Here is a 16,202-nt window from a genome sequence, read left to right as displayed (position 1 = left end):
TTGCGGTGGACGTCACAGGGCAGGACGGCGTACCGGCGCGTAGGCTGCCCGATTATGGGAGAGACGGTGAACATCCACACCACGGCCGGGAAGCTCGCGGACCTCGAGCACCGGCTGGACGAGGCCGTGCACGCCGGGTCGGAGCGCGCGGTGGAGAAGCAGCACGCGCGCGGCAAGAAGACCGCCCGGGAGCGGATCGCGCTGCTGCTGGACGAGGGCTCCTTCTCCGAGCTGGACGAGTTCGCGCGGCACCGCTCGACCGCGTTCGGCCTGGACGGCAACCGCCCGTACGGCGACGGCGTGGTGACCGGTTTCGGCACCATCGACGGCCGCCAGGTGTGCGTGTTCGCCCAGGACTTCACCGTCTTCGGCGGCAGCCTCGGCGAGGTGTTCGGCGAGAAGATCGTCAAGGTGATGGACCTGGCGATGAAGATCGGCTGCCCGCTGATCGGCATCAACGACTCCGGCGGCGCCCGGATCCAGGAAGGCGTCGTCAGCCTCGGCCTGTACGGCGAGATCTTCCGCCGCAACGTTCGCGCCTCCGGGGTGATCCCGCAGATCTCGCTGATCATGGGCCCGTGCGCCGGCGGCGCCGTCTACTCCCCCGCGGTCACCGACTTCACCGTGATGGTGGACGAGTCGTCGTACATGTTCATCACCGGCCCGGACGTGATCAAGACCGTCACCGGCGAGGACGTCACCCAGGAGGCGCTCGGCGGCGCCCGGACGCACAACACCAAGTCCGGCAACGCCCACTACCTCGGCAGCGACGAGGAGGACGCGATCGAGTGGGTGAAGGCGCTGGTCGGTCACCTGCCGCAGAACAACCTGGAGGACCCGCCGGCCTACGACTTCGACGCCGACCTCGAGCCGACCGAGACCGACCTGGCGCTGGACACGCTGATTCCGGACTCGCCGAACCAGCCGTACGACATGCACACCGCGATCGAGGCGGTGCTGGACGACGGCGACTTCCTCGAGGTGCAGACGCTGTTCGCGCCGAACATGATCGTCGGCTTCGGCCGGGTCGAGGGCCGCCCGGTCGGCGTGGTCGCGAACCAGCCGATGCAGTTCGCCGGCACGCTGGACATCGACGCCTCCGAGAAGGCCGCGCGGTTCGTCCGCACCTGCGACGCGTTCAACCTGCCGATCCTGACCTTCGTCGACGTGCCCGGCTTCCTGCCCGGCACCGACCAGGAGTGGAACGGCATCATCCGCCGCGGCGCCAAGCTGATCTACGCCTACGCCGAGGCGACCGTGCCGATGATCACCGTCATCACCCGCAAGGCGTACGGCGGCGCGTACGACGTGATGGGGTCGAAGCATCTCGGCGCGGACATGAACATCGCCTGGCCGACCGCGCAGATCGCGGTGATGGGCGCCCAGGGCGCGGTCAACATCCTGTACCGCCGGGAGCTGGCCGCCGCCGACGACCCGGAGGTCCGCCGCCAGCAGCTGATCACCGAGTACGAGGACCACCTGGCGAACCCGTACATCGCCGCCGAGCGCGGCTACATCGACGCCGTCATCAAGCCGAGCGAGACCCGCGCCGAGATCGTCCGGGCCCTGCGCCTCCTCCGCACCAAACGCGACACCCTGCCCCCCAAGAAGCATGGGAACATCCCGCTGTGACGATCCTTCAGGTAGTCAAAGGCGACCCGACCCCCGAGGAGCTCGCCGCCCTCGTCACCGTGATCGCGGCCCGTTCGTCGGTGACCGTCGTACCGTCGCAGCCAGGGCGGGCGTCCGACTGGGCGACGTACTGGCGACACGCCCGGCAGCCCTTCCACCCGGGCCCGGGTCGTTGGCGAGCGTCGGCTCACCCGTAACACTGGGGGCATGGCCAAGTACGAGGTCAACAAGGCGGCTGTCGAGCAGGCCAAGCGGCTGATCGAGGGCAGGCAGTACGTGCTGGACAGCGACTGGGGTGAGGTGCAGCCCCGGGCGGACGACCAGAACGCGTATCTGGAGAACCACAGCTGGGAGGAGTACGCCGCCTGGCACCTGGGCCTCACCGTCGGCCCGTCGGACGAGACCAAGGCCCGCTACGGCTTCGTCATCGGGGACTTCCGGCGGATCCATCGGACGGCCCTGATCGCCTCGGTCTACCGCGCCTCCGAGTGGCGGCACAAGGCCGTCGAACTGGCCGCCCACGACCTCCTCCAACTCCTCGACCAGAAGTCCGGCCTGACGGCCTAGGCGTCGAACTTCGTCTCGTCGAACCAGAGGTCCCGCGGGACCCGTTCGGCGAGCTCGGCCAGCAGTTTGCCGGCGCCGCGGAACAGGTCGGAGTCGAGCGGGATCCCGCAGCCGTTCAGGCCCAGGACGATCGTCGGGCCGTCGTGGCTTCGCATCACGCCGGCGACCTCGTCCCAGCGGATCTCGTGCACTCCGTCGTCGTCACGCAGTACCAGCGCCGCGTCCGTCCGCACCAAGAGCATCGAGCGGACTTCCTTGACGAAGGCCCGCGCCGCGAACGGCGGCTTGAAGCTCTGCCCGGTGGGCAGCTCCGGGATCACCGGGCAGAGCGTGCCCTCGCGGAACCCGGCCTGCTTCCACACCTCGACAGCATCCTCGTAGGCGTAACCGATCGCGTCCGGAAGCGCAGCCTTCAGTACGGCGGCAAGGTCGGCCGGCCGCAGCGCTGCCAGGCCGTCACGGTCGACCGGCTCGAGCTCGGGCTCACCGAACATGCGGCCCATCGTGTTGGCGAACGCACGCCGTAGCTCGGGCTCGTCGGCGTCGAGCCGTTCCTGGCAGCGCGCGACGTGGTAGGCGAGCTCCGCCTCGGTCGGACCGTTCTCGGCCAGGTCGGTCAGCGCCTCCGCGAACGCGCGGGACACCGCCTCCTCGCTGCCCTCCCGCGCCTCGGCGTACACCACCCAGTCGCTGCTCCCACCCGGGCCGGCCACCACATCACCACCGACCTCATAGCTGTGCCCGCCGGCGTGCCGGCACGCCTCCTCGACCCGCTGCCGCAGTACGTCGATCGCGAGCGTGGAACGCCGTACGGCGTCGTCCGGCGGCAGCGTGAGCAGCACACCGGCCGCCGGGATGCCGTACCCGACGACGGCCGGTCCATCGAAGGAACGCGCGACCGGATGCACCCGGGCCGGCGCCGAACCACTCGGCAGCTCAAGCCGCAGATCGTCCGGCAGCGGACCGGTCACCTGCAGCACCGCGTTGGACGGCACGAACCACTTCCGGGCGAAAGAGACCACGTGCTCCGGTGTGATTCCGTCGTACCCGGGACCCTCCAGCCACGCGAGTCCCGCGCTCTTGGCGCCGTACCGCACGTTCAGCAGCTGTGCCACGACCGGGTGCGCGGCCTGTCCTTCCTCGGCCGCGAGCACACCGGCCTCCACGTCCATCCGGTCGACCGGCGGCGCGGCGAGCGCACGGCACACCCCGGACAGGAACTCCCCGACCCGCGCCGCCGACCCGGACGCCACGAACGTGGTCGTCATCAGGTCGACCTCGGCGTTCATCTCGATCGGCAGGTGACGTACGGCGTGCATCACCAGGTGCTCGAGCAGGTGAGCGACCCCGACGGTCCGCAGGGTCTCGTCCCGGGAGCCGACCGCGAAGGTCAGGGTGACGTCGGTGTGGTTCTGCGTGCCGCTGTGCCGCAGCACCTGGACGCCGTCGATGGACTCGCTCACGGCCGAACGCTAGCCGGTCGCGGTGCGGCGGAAGCGGATCAGGGGGTAGAGCGGGGACTGGCCTGACGTGCGGGGTGGGCCGGGGAAGGTCGTCGCGGCGTCCAGGGTGAGGCCGTGGCGGGCGGCCGTGGCGACCAGGTGGGCGAGCGCATCCTGCGACCGGGAGTCGTCGGGACCGCGGCCGTCGGCGTAGCGGCCGGCGTCGGACTTCTCGGTGGTGGTGATGAAGACGCCGTCCGTGCGCAGCACCCGGGCCGCCTCGGCGATCACCGGCTCGCTGTCGTCCAGCAGGTGCAGCAGCCAGATGGCGACCACCGCGTCGCAGCGGCGGTCCGCGATCGGCAGCCGGCCCGCGTTCGCCGCCGCGACGTGGCCGGGCAGGCGGACGCGTGCGTGCCGGAGCATCGCGGTGGACAGGTCGACACCGTGCACGAGGTTGCCGCGGGCAACGAGCTCGGCGCCGACGATTCCGGTGCCGACGGCAAGCTCGAGGACCCGGCCGCCCTTCGGCAGCAGCGAGTCCACCGCGTCCGCGGCGGCTTGCGCGCGTACGGCGCCGCCGCGCGTGTCGTCGTACCGCGCTGCCTCGGTCTCGTCGTAATCGATCCGCGGAGAGGACTTCCAGAGCGCCGGCCAGGTGATGCCGACCTCGGCGAGCATCCGGCGGAGCAACGGCAGGGAGACGCCGACGACGTTGTGGTAGTCGCCTTCGATCGCCGTGACGAACGGGCCGCCGAGGCCGTCGACGGTGAAGGAGCCGGCGACCACGAGCGGTTCGCCGGTTGCGACGTACGCGTCGATCTCCTCGTCGGTGAGGTCGGCGAAGTAGACCTTTGTCGACTCCAGCTCGCGAAGCTCCTGCTTGGCGGCCGTGTCGATCAGGCAGTGCCCGGTGTGCAGTACGCCGGTCCGGCCGCGCATCGACCGCAGCCGTTCGCGCGCGATCTCCGGCGAACCGGGTTTGCCGAACGGTTCACCGTCCAGCTCGAGCACCGAGTCGCAGCCGAGCACAGTCGCGTGCTCGGTCAGGCCGGCGACCACCGCGCGCGCCTTCAGCGTCGCCAGCACCCGGGCCAGCTCGCCCGGGCTCTCCGCGGTGACGTTGTCCTCGTCGACGCCGGAGACGATCACCTCCGGCTCGACCCCGGCGCCACGCAACGTCTTGAGCCGCGCCGGCGAGGCCGACGCGAGCACGAACCGGACGCTCACAGCTTCGCCAGGGCGCGCCGCAGCGGGTCGAGCCCGATCGAGCCGAGGTTCAGCGCGTCGGAGTGGAAGCTGCGCAGGTCGAACGCGGATCCCTTCCGTTGTCTTGCTTCATCCCGCGCCTGCAGCCAGATCCGCTCGCCGACCTTGTACGACGGCGCCTGGCCCGGCCAGCCCAGGTAGCGGTTGAGCTCGGCCTTGAGGAACTCGGTCTCCATCCGGCAGTGCGCCCGCAGGAACTCGAACCCGAGCTCCGCGTTCCACACCTCCCCCGGACGCCAGCCGAACGGATTGCTGGCGGGGATCTCCAGCTCCAGGTGCATGCCGATGTCGACGATCACCCGGGCGGCCCGGAAGCCCTGCGCGTCCAGCATCCCGAACCGCGCGCCCGGGTCCTCGAGGTAGCCGAGCTCCTCCATCAGGCGCTCGGCGTACAGGGCCCAGCCCTCGCCGTGGCCGGAAACCCAGCAGGCGATCCGCTGCCAGCGGTTCAGCAGGTCGGTGCGCAGCATGGTCTGCGCGCACTGGAGGTGATGCCCGGGCACACCTTCGTGGTAGACGGTGGTGACCTCGCGCCAGGTGGCGAAATCCTCGACGCCGTTCGGCACCGCCCACCACATGCGGCCCGGCCGGGTGGTCAGGTCCTCACTCGGCGGCGTGTAGTAGATCGAGCCGTCCGAGGTCGGCGCGATCATGCACTGCAGGGTGCGGATCTCGGCCGGGATGTCGAAGTGGGTGCCGCCGAGCTCGGCCACCGCCCGGTCGGACAGCTGCTGCATCCAGTCCCGGAACGCTTCCTTGCCGTGGATCTTGCGGGCCGGGTCGTCGTCCAGCAGCGCGGCGGTGGCCTCGATGCTGCGGTCGCCGTCGTTCAGGCCGGCCGCGATCGCCTGCATGTCCGCCTCGATCCGGGCCAGCTCCTCCCAGCCCCAGGCGTAGGTCTCCTCGAGGTCGATCTCGGCGCCGAGGAAGTTGCGGGAGGCAAGCGCATAGACCTCGCGACCGCACGCGTCCCGCTCCGGAGCGCGCGGCGCCACCTCCGAGCGCAGCCAGCCGCCGAACTGCTCGAACGCCTTCCGCGCCGACGCGGCCGCCGCCTCCACGGTCGCCTTGACCGGGCTGTCCGGGGCCTGCGCGGCGAGCCCGGCGAAGAAGTCGTCGCCGTCGGCGCCGGTCCAGCTGGCGATCCGGCCGGCCAGGTCGTTCACCTGCCGCAGCGCCGACACCCGGCCCTGACCGGCCTGGTCGAGCAGCGTCTCGCGGTACCCGTCGAGCGTCGTGCCGACCTGGTTGAGCCGGATGGCGATCGTCTCCCAGTCCTGCTCGGTCGCCGTCGGCATCAGGTCGAACACCTGGCGGATCTCGGTCGGGACGGAGGCGATCGCGTTCAGCTGGTGCTGCGGAACGCCGGCCTCGTACGTCTCCAGCTCCAGCCCGAGCCGCTCCAGGAACGCGTCCTTGGCGACCTCCTCGCGCGGGCTGCCGGTCGCGGTCTCCCGCGCCTCGGCCAGCGACCGCCGGGTCAGGTCGATCAGCGCCTCGAAACCGGCCGGGGTGTAGTCCGGCAGCTCATGGTCGTGGCCCTCGATCCCCATGAATGTCGCCGCGGTCGGCGACAGCACGACGAACTCCTCGAGGTACCGGTCGGAGAGCTGATCGATCGGGCTGCTCGGTGTGGTGGCATCGGTCACCTGGCCGACCCTACCCCCGTGGGCCGGAGTCGGCTGACCTGTTTCTGCCGATACTGTGGCCGTCGCTGTCAATGAAAGGACCGGGGTTGAGCCAGACACCGTTCGGCGGTCCGCAGGGTCAGAATGCGCCGTACCCGCCGTACCAGCAGCCAGGGCCTCCGCAGGGCCCGCCGCCTCAGCCTTACGGTCCGCCACCGGGCCAGTACGGCGGGCAGCCGCAGTATGCGCCGGTGTCGGTCGCGCCCCAGCAGGGACAGGGATTCGGCTGGGGACCCAGCTTCGGACCGCCCGGTCCCGGTGGGCCCGGCTTTCAGCCTGGCTGGCAGCCGCAGCAGCCGCCGAAGAAGAAGTCCAAGGGACCCGCGGTCCTGGTGCTCGGCCTGCTCGCGGTCGCGGTCGCCGGCGTGTTCATCTGGAGCCAGGTGAGCAAGGACGCCGACGACGACTACACCCCGCCGGTCAGCTCGGGCCGGTACACGCCGTCGCCGACCACCACCTCGGAGCCGACCGAAGAACCCACGTCCGAGCCGACGGAGCAGCCGACCAGCACCACGACGGAGGGGCCGGAGCCGAAGGCCATCGACGTGGTCGCGAAGAACCGGCTCTACGGGGCCGGCCAGATGGCCGCGACGGGCTGCCGGGAGCCGCGGGTCCGCCCGACCAACCAGCGCAACGCCGCCGCCTACTGGGCCGCGATCAAGCCCTGCCTGGACCGCGGCTGGGCTCCCCTGGTCGCCAAGGCCGGCTACCGGTTCGTGTCGCCGAAGATGGTCTACTGGGCGGGCACGAGCTACTCCAACCCGTGCGGCAGCGGCCCGGTCGCGGTGCCGTTCTACTGCCCGACGAACCAGACGATGTACATGAAGGTCGACGTCTTCGTGAAGACCTACATGGAGTACCCGGACGCGGAGTCGAAGGCGTACTCGCGGATGTGGTACACCCGCTCGATCGCGCACGAGTACGGTCACCACGTCCAGGAGATCACCGGGATCCTGGAGGCCGCGCACGACCTGGAGTACGACGCCTCGTCGTACGACGAGCGGCTGCGGATGAACCGCCGTACCGAGCTCCAGGCGAACTGCTTCGCCGGGGTCTTCCTCGCGGTGAACAAGCGCAGCTATCCGATCAACGGGCTGATGCTGCAGGTGTGGAACAAGTGGGTCGTCACCGCCGGCGACAAGCCGAACGAGGGCACCCACGGCAGCAAGGCCAGTCAGGGCCGGTTCATGGGCCAGTCCTTCAAGACCGGCAACCCGGCCAGCTGCAACACCTTCACCGCGTCACCCAACAACGTCAGTTAACTCTTCACGGGGCCGGGGCTCGGGGTGCACAGTAGTGACCACGCTGAGACCGCATCCGGGGGACCTGATGAGTATCGAGCTGAACCACACGATCGTGCACGTGAAGGACCGGTGGGCCGCGGCCCGCGACGTCGGCGAGATCCTCGGCCTGCCGGAGGCGGGGGCGTACGGCCCGTTCGCCGAGCTGAAGCTGGACAACGGGGCGAGCCTGGACTTCATGGACACCGAGGGCGAGATCCACGGCCAGCACTACGCGTTCCTGGTGAGCGAGGAGGAGTTCGACCTCATCCTCGGCCGGTTGCGCGACGACGGCCGCAAGTGGTGGGCCGACCCGTTCAAGCGGCAGCCGCAGGAGATCAACCACGGCGACGGCGGCCGCGGACTCTACTGGGAGGGCCCGGACGGGCACTGGCTGGAGATCATCACCGTCCCGTACGGCGGCGGCAGCTAGCCGAGAGTGGACGGTACGCCGGGGGGAGATCGCGATGGCGCACATCTGTGGAGAGGTCACGATCGACGCACCCGCCGAGGAAGTGTTCGATCTGGTCGCTGACGAGCGGAACGAGCCGAGGTACAACCCGCGGATCATCCGCGCCGGAGAAGGTGAACGAGGGACCGGTCGGCGGGGGTGCGCGGTTCGTCGCTGTGCCCAAGGGCATGGGAGCCCGGGGCGAGATGGTCCTCGAGATTCTGGAGTACGACAGGCCGCGCCGGCTCCACAACGTGGTGCGCTCGTCGTACCTGCAGGTCGACGGCACGTTGACGTTCGAGGTGGTGCCGGACGGGACGCGGCTGAGGTGGGACTGGGACATGCGCCTGGTCGGACCGATGCGGGTGATGTCCCCGGTGCTTGCCCTGATCGGCCCGTCCTGGGAGCGCCGGAACTGGGTGGGACTCAAGCGGTACCTGGAGTCCGGTCGCGGCGGCGCGGACTGGGCCGATGAGAACTGACTCGGTGAACAGCGCGTATCTGGCCCTGCCGGACGGAGTGGGCCCGCACCCCGGCGTGGTCGTGATCCATGAGGCATTCGGCCTCAACGACAACATCCGGGAGATCTGCCGGCGATTCGCCGGCCAAGGATTCGCCGCCCTGGGTGTCGACCTGTTCCGGGGGCGAAGCCGGGTTGTCTGCATGGCCCGGATGTTCGCGGGCGCAATGCAGGGCAACCTGGACCACTACGGCGTTCCCTTGCTGAAGGACGCCCTGGCGGAACTGTCGAGTCATCCGGACGTCGACGCCGACCGTATCGGCGCCATCGGGTTCTGTCTCGGCGGCTCGATCGTCTTGACGTGGGCCTGCACCGATGACCGGCTGAGCGCGATAGCCCCGTTCTACGGCGCCGCGCCCAGGCCACGAAACGCGATCCGCCGGCTGTGCCCCGTCGTCGGTTCCTGGCCGGGCAAGGACTTCACCACCAAGGCGGCCGGCATCCTTGAAGCCGAGTTGACGGCCGCAGGCGTCGCACACGACTTGAAGGTCTACCAGGGAGCCAAACACGCCTTCTTCAACGATCAGTGGCGCACCTACGAGCCCGAGGCCGCAACCGACTCCTGGCAACGAGTACTGGCATTCTTCGACGAACACGTCCGGCGCGGCACGAGAACCACCTGAGTCCAGTCCCATGGCGCCGACGTCAGACCGATCAGCTGGTGTCAGAGCTCGTCGCGTGGGCTGCTCGATCAGGTGAGCTCGGCCGGGGCGACCTGGCGCCAGGAGTCGATCAGGATGTCGCGTAGCTCGTCGGCGTCCTCGAGCGCCGCGAGGCGGGCCCGAACCCAGTTCGAACCCGCCTCGTGCGGCGGCACCCAGAACTTCTCCGGCTCCGCCTTGATCAGCTCGTCCCGCTCCAGCCGGGGACAGCGCACCGCGAACGACGTCTGGTCGTCCGGGATGGTGATGAACATCCGGCCGGCCACGTCGAACGTCGGGTGTCCCCACCGCTGTTTCTCCACCGTCTCGGGGAAGGACAGCGCGATCCGTCGTACGTCGTCAGCGTCCAGCACGCAGACACTCTAAACGCGCCGGCGGCCAGGGAGCAGCAGGGCGACGACCGCGCCGACGGCGACGATGGCGGCGCCGGTCCAGACTGCTGGGACGAGACCGTCGGTGTAGCTGACCGGAGACTCGTAGGAGCCGGCTGACGCGAACACCGAGGCCAGGACCGCGACGCCCATCGCGACACCGACCTCGCGGATGGTGTTGTTGGTGCCGGAGGCAACACCACGGTCGGCGTCGGGAGCACTCGCCATCACCACGCTGGCCGCCGGCGCGAACGTCAGGCCCATCCCGATCCCGGCCAGGACGAACGGCAGCACCATCTCGCCGTACTGGGTCGTGGCCGTGGTGATCAGGGCGAGCCAGCCGAGCGCGGCCGCGAGGAACAGCTGCCCGGTCGCGATCAGCACGCGGGGACCGACCCGGTCGACGATCATCCCGGCGATCGGCGCCACCACCATCGGAGCCATCGTCCACGGCAACGTCCGGACGCCGGACTCCAGCGGGCTGTAGCCCTGCACCACCTGGAAGAACTGCGCCAGCAGGAACACCGCGCCGAACACGCCGACGGAGAACGTGAACGAAACGAAGTTCACGACGCTGAACGCCCGGTTCGAGAACAGCCGCAGCGGCAGCATCGGCGCCGCGCTCCGCCGCTCCCACGCGACGAACCCGGCCAGCAAGGCCACCCCGGCGACCAGGGACCCGAGCACACCGCCCGAGGTCCAGCCGTCGTCGGCGCCGTGCACGACACCCCAGACGATCGCGAGTACGCCGGCCGTCGCCAGGACCAACCCGGCCAGGTCCAGGCGCTTCGCCGTACCTCTGGACTCGCGCAGGACGCGGGCGGCGAGCAGTACGGCGACCACGCCGACCGGCACGTTCAGCCAGAAGATCCACTGCCAGTTCAGCCCGTCGACGACTGCGCCACCGACCACCGGGCCGACGGCCACACCCAGACCGGAGATGCCACCCCACGCGCCGATCGCGGCACTGCGCAGCTTCTCGGGTACAGCGCCGGACAGCAACGTCAGCGACAACGGCATGACCGCGGCCGCGCCGACGCCTTGAATCGCGCGGGCGCCGATCAGCATCCACGGCTCGGTCGCGAGCGCACAGGCGGCCGAGGCCACCGTGAACAGCACGATCCCGGCCAGGAAGATCCGCCGGCGGCCGAGCCGGTCACCGATCGCGGCCGCGGTCAGCAGCAGCGCGGCGAAGGCCAGCGTGTACGCGTTCACGAACCACTGCAGGTCGGACAGCGACGCGCCGAGCTCGGCCTTGATCACCGGCAGCGCGTTCGTCACGACCAGGTTGTCCAGCGTGACCATGAAGGTGGGGATCCCCACCGCGGTCAGCACGGCGCCCAGCCCGAACCGCCGGCCCCGCGACGCCGAAGGTTCCAGCCTCTCCTCGAGAGCGGTCGATGTCATTGCCACACCCCTCACACCGTGTCCCGCGCGAAGCGCGATTAGTTGTAATTGACTGATAACAAGTCCAGGGCCAAAGTATGCATTCACTGATAACATGTCAAGGGAGAGATGGGAGAAACATGGGTGCGAGGGTGCGGTTGACCGCGGCGGAGCGCGGTGAAGAGGTGCTGGCGGCGGCGGTGCAGGCGTTCGGCGCGGCCGGGTACGCGGGGACCAAGACGGACGAGATCGCGCGGATCGCCGGGGTCTCCCAGCCGTACGTGATCCGCCTGTTCGGCACCAAGCAGCAGCTGTTCCTGGCCGCGCTGCAGTCCGTGTGCGACCGGATCGAGCAGACCTTCCGCGAGGCCGCGGCCGAGGAGCCGACGCTGGCCAGCCTGGGCGGCCGCTACGAGACCTTCCTGGCCGAGCGAGAGCTTCTTCTGGTCCTGCTGCACGGCTTCTCGGCCAGCGGCGAGCCTGCGATCGGCGACCTGGTCCGCGAGCGCTTCGGCGGGATCTACCGCCTGGTCCGCGAGCTCACCGGCGCGTCCCCGACCGAGGTGCGCGAGTTCCTCGGCACCGGCATGCTGCTCACCGTGATGACCGCGATGCAGGTCCTCGGCCCGTCGGCGGTCCCGGTCCCGTGGGCCGACGAGGTCATCTCGACCTTGGGCGACCCGGCTTAGTCCCGGCCGACCTTCTGGCCGGCGGCGAACCAGATCGCGGCCGTGGCGAGGAGCAGCGCGGCGACCGTGACCAGCATCGAGCCCGCGACGTCGGCGCCCTGGATCAGCGCGGCGGCGACCGCGACCACGGGCACGATCAGCACCGCGATTGCCCCCGGCAACCACCACCGGCGGAGCGCCTCGCGGTGGACGAGTGCGTACGACGGGACCTGTGCGGCGAACGCGGTCGCCAGATGCACCACCAGCAAGCTCATCCCGGTCAGCACCACACCCCAGCCGACCTCGGCGGGGGCCCGGATCAACCAGCCGCCGGCGACCACGACCAGGAAGATCACCCCGGTCAGCGAGTCCGGCAACACGACCGTCGCCAGCAGCATCGGAATCCCCACCAGCGGAACCAGATCCAGCTGATTCCACGGCTGCACCGCCGAAACCCCCAACGCCACCGCCCCGGCCACGGCGATGGTCAGCCGAGCAACCACCACAGCCCGCCCAGCCGCCCGCCCCTGCGCCAACCACAAACTAACCCGCTCCGCCGGCGTCACCAGCCACACCTCCAAGCCCGCATGCCGTTCATGAGCGCATCCTTGGGGCAGCCGCGAGTCTGGAGGCGTCTCTCAGCACCTCGTCGAGGGTGCCGGCGCCGTGCCAGGTGACGGTGGGGACGCCGAGGTCGCTGAGGCGGTCGAGCTCGCGGCGGCGTTCGAGCATCCGGAGGCGCCAGGCGAGCGGCCAGGCGCGGGCGTCGTGCTCGTCGAGGTCGATCACCGAGGCGACGTCCGGGGGCAGCGTGTCCACGGCAATAACTGTGCATCCGGAGTGGACGAGCGTCACGACGTACCCGAGGATCGCCTGGCGGAGCAGCGGGCTGAGCACCAGGACGAGGCTGTCGGACCTGATCCGGTTCCGGCGGACGAGTTGCTGCTCGTCCTGCTGCCGTCCGCGGCGATCGGCGTGCACCAGGGCATCGAGGATCCGGCGCAGATGCCCCCGGCCGCTGCCGGAGCGGACGCCGCGGACCAGGTTGCCGGTGTCGATCAGCCGGACACGGTCGCCGTGGCGCAGGTAGTGCTCGGCGATCGACGCGGCCGCGCGGACGCCGGTGTCCAGGCTGCTCGACCGTCCGTCGATCCCTTCGCTGATGCCGATCTCGCCACCGGTGTCGAGCAGGATCACCACCTCGGTGTCGCGGTCCGACCAGGTCGACGTGACGTGCAGCTCGCGGGTGCGCGCCGACACAGCCCAGTTGATCCGCCGCAGCCGGTCCCCGGTCCGGAACGGCCGTACGCCCGCCAGCTCGGTGCCCTCGCCCGGACGCCGCGATCGATGCAACCCGACCAACCCGGCCGGCCGCGGTACGGCGTCGACCGCTTCGAAGCCCTCGCGCAACGGCAGAGTGCTGACCGCAAGCGGCTCCGTCGACGTCACCGGGATGCGGTACGCGCCGAGCACCGACGTAGCGACGACAGTCGGCCGCTCCAACGCCCGCAGGCCCCACCGCTTCGACCGCAACCCGACCTCGAGCGTCACCGCACCATCGGTCACCGGCTCCGCGATCGCGGCCTGCGGCGGGTCGTACTGGAACCACTGCGTCCGCGGCAACGCCGCCACGATCAGGTCGATGTCCGGATCAAGCGTCCCGGCCACGCGCAACCGGTACGTCGTCGCCTGCCCCTCGAACAGCACATCCGTGTCCAGCTCGGTGTGCACCTCAGGCGCCTCCCGCGGCCGGAAGTACCGCCCCCAGACCGCGACGAACGCCAGCGGCAGCCCGAGTACGGCGGCGTCCGGCCGGCGAGCCAGCACCGCCACGAGCAGCAACAAGCCCGCCACACAGATCACCCGGATCTGCGCGTGCGTAGGCTGCCACCTCATCTGGACGCGCCCACCACGGTGGGCGGGGTCGGCACCGAGCCGAGCACCGCCCGGACCACAGTCGCTCCGGTCACCTCGTGCAGCCAAAGCTCCGGCCGGACCGTGATCCGATGCGCGAGCGCCGGTACGGCGACCGCCTTCACATCCTCTGGTACGACGTAGTCCCGCCCCTGGATCACGGCGTACGAACGGGCCGTCAGCAACAACGCCAGCGATCCACGCGGGGACGCGCCGACCAGGACCTGCGAGTCGCGACGCGTGGCGGCGGCCAGGTCGACGCAGTACTGGCCGACTGTGTTTTCGACGTTCACGGTCTCGATCGCCCGTTGGGCGGCGAGCAGTCCGGCCGCGTCGGTGACCGCCTCGACGGTCTGGTCCTCCTGCCGGCGGCTCATCCGGCGGCGCAGGACCTCCCACTCCTCCGCGGCGCTCGGGTAGCCGAAGCCGATCCGCAGCATGAAACGGTCGAGCTGGGCTTCAGGAAGCGGGTAGGTGCCTTCGTACTCGACCGGGTTCGCGGTCGCGAGGACGTGGAACGGCGTGGGCAGCGGGAAGGTCTGGCCCTCGACGGTGACCTGGTGCTCCTGCATCGACTCCAGCAGCGCGGCCTGCGTCTTCGGCGGCGTCCGGTTGATCTCGTCGGCCAGCAGCAGGCCGGTGAAGATCGGGCCGGGCCGGAAGGCGAACTCGGACTCCTTCTGGTCGTAGACGAACGCGCCGGTCACGTCCGACGGCAACAGGTCCGGGGTGAACTGCACCCGCCGGAACTCCAGCCCCAGCGCCTGCGCGAACGACCGCGCGGCCAAGGTCTTCGCCAGCCCCGGGTAGTCCTCCAGGAGCACGTGCCCACCGGCGAGAATCCCGGCCAGCACCAGCTCCAGGGCCCCGGACTTGCCGACCACCGCCTCGCCGACCCGTGCCAGCACTTCCTGGCTGAGCGCGGAAACCTCGTCCACCCGCAGCTCTCGGCCGGCGTGTTCGGTGGCAGGCAGGTCAGCGTCGGTCACGGTTCCTCACAGATTCTCGATGGTCTGGACGGCGTACTCGATCTCGTCGAGGGAGGCCGTGAGCTTGTCGTCCCGGGTGATCAGATCCCACAGCCGGTCGCCGGTGAGCTCACGGGCCCGGGCCGGCTCGCGCCGCGGGTCGACGCCGTGGCGGTGCAGCAGCCGGTCGGTGGTCACCTCGAGCAGCAGCGGCTGGATCCGGCGCGCGAACGTCTGCGAGCCCTCACCCGCCCGGCGCTCGCGGCTGGACTCCTGCAGCCAGGTGGCGATGAACTGCGTGCGGTTGTCGTTGCTCCGGGTCCGCAACGCGGAGAGCTTCTCGTCGTGCCGGGCCGGCCAGCTCGTCTCGAGCACCTCCGGCACGATCAGCCGGATCGCCAGCGAGCCGAACCCGATCGCGAGTGCCGTCGCCACGAACCACAGCGGCCGCGGCGCCATCCCGAGCGCTCCGAACGCGGCCACCAGCAGCAGGCTCACCAGCACGGTGATCCCGACATGCTTCACCAGCACCTTGTCCAGCCGCATCGACCGAGCCGGTGCCGGCGGGACCGCAGCCCGCCGCTCCGACTCGTCCAACGGCGTCCACTTGTACGACGTCATCCGCCCACCTCGGCAGTGACTGCGGACAACTCGTCACGCAGGCGGAGCAGCGCTGCCCGAGCCTCGGCACGAGCCTCCTCGGTCGAGCCGTGCGTCGAGTAGCGGGCCTCGCGGTAGAGCTCACCGAGCCGGACGAGCTCGGGCTCGGAGATCCCGCCGACGCCGAGGACGCGGACCGTGAACTCGGCCGGAGTCTCCGACTGCTCCCGGGGAACCCCGGCCGATGCCGCCGCGTTCTCCAGCGCGACCCAGCACGCGATCACCGCGTCGGTCGCCGAGCCGGAGTCGATCCTGGAGAGTCCGCTGTCGACGGCCCCGGCGAGCCGGTCGGCCTTGATCCGCTCCCAGTCGGTGTCCTCGTCCTCGGCCTCCGGCAGCTGGACCTGCCGCACGACCCGGTAGATCAGCCATCCGATGAACGCCACGATCGCCGTGATCGCCAACCAGACGATTGCCTGCCAGAGTGCTTCCACCCAGGCAGGCAGCGGTTTCGGCTCCACGTCTTTCAGGGCCGACGGCGGGCCAGGCCGCGGAGTCTGCGCGGTCTCGTCGGCCGGCTCCGGGGTCACCGGCCGTGGGCTCGACGTCCGGGTGCTCTCGCTGACCGGCCGCACCGGTCCCCCCGCCGAGGCGAGCACCACGAAACCGGCCGCCGCGATGCCGAGCATCAGCACGACAACCAGCACCAGCGCTCCCCGCCGCCTCGGCTGCACCACGGAAGGCTAACCGATCAGAAGCCGGTGTCGAGCCATGGCAGCCGACT

At 70.4% G+C, this 16,202-nt stretch carries 18 protein-coding genes; 8 read left to right on the top strand and 10 right to left on the bottom strand.

The annotated features are described in order from the left end of the window. Positions 1-54: 54 nt before the first annotated feature. The 3 genes from ACWCOV_RS30275 to ACWCOV_RS30265 are packed head-to-tail and all read left to right on the top strand — an operon-like array spanning position 55 to position 2,199. Positions 55-1,632, top strand: coding sequence for an acyl-CoA carboxylase subunit beta (locus tag ACWCOV_RS30275; protein WP_449832734.1), 1,578 nt, complete (start codon positions 55-57; stop codon positions 1,630-1,632). Further along, on the top strand, positions 1,629-1,829 hold the full coding sequence (locus tag ACWCOV_RS30270) for an acyl-CoA carboxylase subunit epsilon (RefSeq protein ID WP_449832733.1): 201 nt from the start codon (positions 1,629-1,631) through the stop codon (positions 1,827-1,829). The genes ACWCOV_RS30275 and ACWCOV_RS30270 overlap by 4 nt, the downstream gene beginning before the upstream one ends. Positions 1,830-1,839: 10 nt before the next feature. After that, a complete protein-coding gene (locus ACWCOV_RS30265) occupies positions 1,840-2,199 on the top strand; it encodes a hypothetical protein (protein ID WP_449832732.1) in 360 nt (119 codons plus the stop codon). On the opposite strand, the gene ACWCOV_RS30260 is transcribed toward ACWCOV_RS30265, so the two are convergent. Genes ACWCOV_RS30260 through ACWCOV_RS30250 form a run of 3 tightly spaced genes read right to left on the bottom strand, consistent with a single transcriptional unit; the run spans position 2,196 to position 6,559 of the window. Beyond that, positions 2,196-3,662, bottom strand: a complete 1,467-nt coding sequence (locus ACWCOV_RS30260) for an insulinase family protein (protein WP_449832731.1) — start codon at positions 3,660-3,662, stop codon at positions 2,196-2,198. The genes ACWCOV_RS30265 and ACWCOV_RS30260 overlap by 4 nt on opposite strands. A gap of 9 nt (positions 3,663-3,671) precedes the next feature. Continuing rightward, positions 3,672-4,871: a Maf family nucleotide pyrophosphatase gene (locus ACWCOV_RS30255; RefSeq protein WP_449832730.1), complete on the bottom strand. Its 1,200-nt coding sequence runs from the start codon at positions 4,869-4,871 to the stop codon at positions 3,672-3,674. Continuing rightward, positions 4,868-6,559: a DUF885 domain-containing protein gene (locus tag ACWCOV_RS30250; protein ID WP_449832729.1), complete on the bottom strand. Its 1,692-nt coding sequence runs from the start codon at positions 6,557-6,559 to the stop codon at positions 4,868-4,870. Before ACWCOV_RS30250 ends, ACWCOV_RS30255 begins: the two co-directional genes overlap by 4 nt. A 230-nt stretch (positions 6,560-6,789) precedes the next feature. Here ACWCOV_RS30250 and ACWCOV_RS30245 point away from each other — a divergent pair, with 230 nt between their 5' ends. The 4 genes from ACWCOV_RS30245 (at position 6,790) to ACWCOV_RS30230 (ending at position 9,472) form a co-directional block, all read left to right on the top strand. Next, a complete protein-coding gene (locus tag ACWCOV_RS30245) occupies positions 6,790-7,860 on the top strand; it encodes a neutral zinc metallopeptidase (protein ID WP_449832728.1) in 1,071 nt (356 codons plus the stop codon). Positions 7,861-7,894: 34 nt separating this feature from the next. Continuing rightward, positions 7,895-8,311, top strand: a complete 417-nt coding sequence (locus ACWCOV_RS30240; RefSeq protein WP_449832727.1) for a VOC family protein — start codon at positions 7,895-7,897, stop codon at positions 8,309-8,311. 152 nt (positions 8,312-8,463) lie between these two features. Further along, entirely contained in the window at positions 8,464-8,811 is a 348-nt protein-coding gene (locus ACWCOV_RS30235) for a hypothetical protein (protein WP_449832726.1), read from the top strand. A 4-nt stretch (positions 8,812-8,815) separates the two neighbouring features. Then, a complete protein-coding gene (locus ACWCOV_RS30230) occupies positions 8,816-9,472 on the top strand; it encodes a dienelactone hydrolase family protein (RefSeq protein ID WP_449832725.1) in 657 nt (218 codons plus the stop codon). A 68-nt stretch (positions 9,473-9,540) separates the two neighbouring features. Here the strand turns inward: ACWCOV_RS30230 and ACWCOV_RS30225 are convergent, their stop codons facing one another. Together ACWCOV_RS30225 and ACWCOV_RS30220 are read right to left on the bottom strand one after the other, a co-directional pair. Further along, a complete protein-coding gene (locus ACWCOV_RS30225) occupies positions 9,541-9,864 on the bottom strand; it encodes an MmcQ/YjbR family DNA-binding protein (RefSeq protein WP_449832724.1) in 324 nt (107 codons plus the stop codon). Between the two features lie 9 nt (positions 9,865-9,873). Then, entirely contained in the window at positions 9,874-11,289 is a 1,416-nt protein-coding gene (locus ACWCOV_RS30220) for a DHA2 family efflux MFS transporter permease subunit (RefSeq protein WP_449832723.1), read from the bottom strand. A 119-nt stretch (positions 11,290-11,408) separates the two neighbouring features. Between ACWCOV_RS30220 and ACWCOV_RS30215 the strand changes: the two genes are divergently transcribed. Then, on the top strand, positions 11,409-11,957 hold the full coding sequence (locus tag ACWCOV_RS30215) for a TetR/AcrR family transcriptional regulator (RefSeq protein WP_449832722.1): 549 nt from the start codon (positions 11,409-11,411) through the stop codon (positions 11,955-11,957). Here ACWCOV_RS30215 and ACWCOV_RS30210 read toward each other — a convergent pair. The 5 genes from ACWCOV_RS30210 to ACWCOV_RS30190 form a co-directional block, all read right to left on the bottom strand. Beyond that, the gene (locus ACWCOV_RS30210) at positions 11,954-12,439 is read right to left on the bottom strand and encodes a hypothetical protein (protein ID WP_449832721.1); all 486 of its coding nucleotides are present in this window, start codon (positions 12,437-12,439) and stop codon (positions 11,954-11,956) included. The genes ACWCOV_RS30215 and ACWCOV_RS30210 overlap by 4 nt on opposite strands. A 91-nt stretch (positions 12,440-12,530) precedes the next feature. Continuing rightward, complete coding sequence (locus ACWCOV_RS30205; RefSeq protein WP_449832720.1) at positions 12,531-13,832, bottom strand: DUF58 domain-containing protein; 1,302 nt, start codon at positions 13,830-13,832, stop codon at positions 12,531-12,533. After that, positions 13,829-14,839 (bottom strand): AAA family ATPase, encoded by a 1,011-nt coding sequence (locus tag ACWCOV_RS30200; RefSeq protein ID WP_449832719.1) that lies wholly within the window; start codon positions 14,837-14,839, stop codon positions 13,829-13,831. The genes ACWCOV_RS30205 and ACWCOV_RS30200 overlap by 4 nt, the downstream gene beginning before the upstream one ends. 6 nt (positions 14,840-14,845) lie before the next feature. After that, positions 14,846-15,439, bottom strand: a complete 594-nt coding sequence (locus ACWCOV_RS30195; protein WP_449832718.1) for a hypothetical protein — start codon at positions 15,437-15,439, stop codon at positions 14,846-14,848. Beyond that, complete coding sequence (locus tag ACWCOV_RS30190; protein ID WP_449832717.1) at positions 15,436-16,152, bottom strand: DUF4129 domain-containing protein; 717 nt, start codon at positions 16,150-16,152, stop codon at positions 15,436-15,438. Before ACWCOV_RS30190 ends, ACWCOV_RS30195 begins: the two co-directional genes overlap by 4 nt. Positions 16,153-16,202 lie beyond the last annotated feature (50 nt).

This window comes from Kribbella sp. NPDC002412 (genome assembly GCF_053592935.1).
This window is presented reverse-complemented; position numbering and strand designations above follow the sequence as displayed.

Coding starts and splice junctions, on each gene's coding strand:
- ACWCOV_RS30275 (WP_449832734.1), top strand. CDS start 55: ATGGGAGAGACGGTGAACATCCACACCACGGCCGGGAAGCTCGCGGAC.
- ACWCOV_RS30265 (WP_449832732.1), top strand. CDS start 1,840: ATGGCCAAGTACGAGGTCAACAAGGCGGCTGTCGAGCAGGCCAAGCGG.
- ACWCOV_RS30220 (WP_449832723.1), bottom strand. CDS start 11,289: ATGACATCGACCGCTCTCGAGGAGAGGCTGGAACCTTCGGCGTCGCGG.
- ACWCOV_RS30215 (WP_449832722.1), top strand. CDS start 11,409: ATGGGTGCGAGGGTGCGGTTGACCGCGGCGGAGCGCGGTGAAGAGGTG.
- ACWCOV_RS30205 (WP_449832720.1), bottom strand. CDS start 13,832: ATGAGGTGGCAGCCTACGCACGCGCAGATCCGGGTGATCTGTGTGGCG.
- ACWCOV_RS30195 (WP_449832718.1), bottom strand. CDS start 15,439: ATGACGTCGTACAAGTGGACGCCGTTGGACGAGTCGGAGCGGCGGGCT.